Raw genomic sequence first — 414 nt, forward strand, 5'->3', positions numbered from 1 at the left:
GAAGGCACACGCATCGAAGGTGATTGGTCAAGTTACGACGCGCCCGCGTTCATAACTGATCATGATTTGGGTGAAGAGGGTGGCCTCAGCAGCGGCTATATCGCTCACACTGCCTACTTCATGGGCATGGTGCCGACCATGGTCCGCTACCATCCCGTGGATTACGAGGAAGGTGGCACATTTATCGAAGACGGCAGCGGCAAAGATGTCGAATATGCCGAAGACTACCCGGATGCGGAGCCAGAATGAACCTGCATGATGAACTATCACTCGACCTGATTCGAGGGGCGGCAAAATTTCGAGGATACCTGTATCGAGATCACGTGGTACGCGACGCTGTAGCCGTCCAGATTTTCGACGGTCGCGATTATCGGTACTACAATCCGCTGGATATCACAAATCCAGACTTATGGG

Annotated in this window: 1 protein-coding gene; it reads left to right on the plus strand. The window is 53.1% G+C overall.

Features of this window, described 5'->3' with window-relative positions; translation table 11 throughout:
- On the plus strand, nucleotides 1–249 hold a 249-nt coding region (locus AC1RPH_RS07930), incomplete at its 5' end, for a hypothetical protein (RefSeq protein ID WP_481762045.1).
- Between the last annotated feature and the right edge of the window lie 165 nt (nucleotides 250–414).

It is taken from the genome of Dellaglioa sp. CoH-57-MRSF-16, from assembly GCF_056782055.1.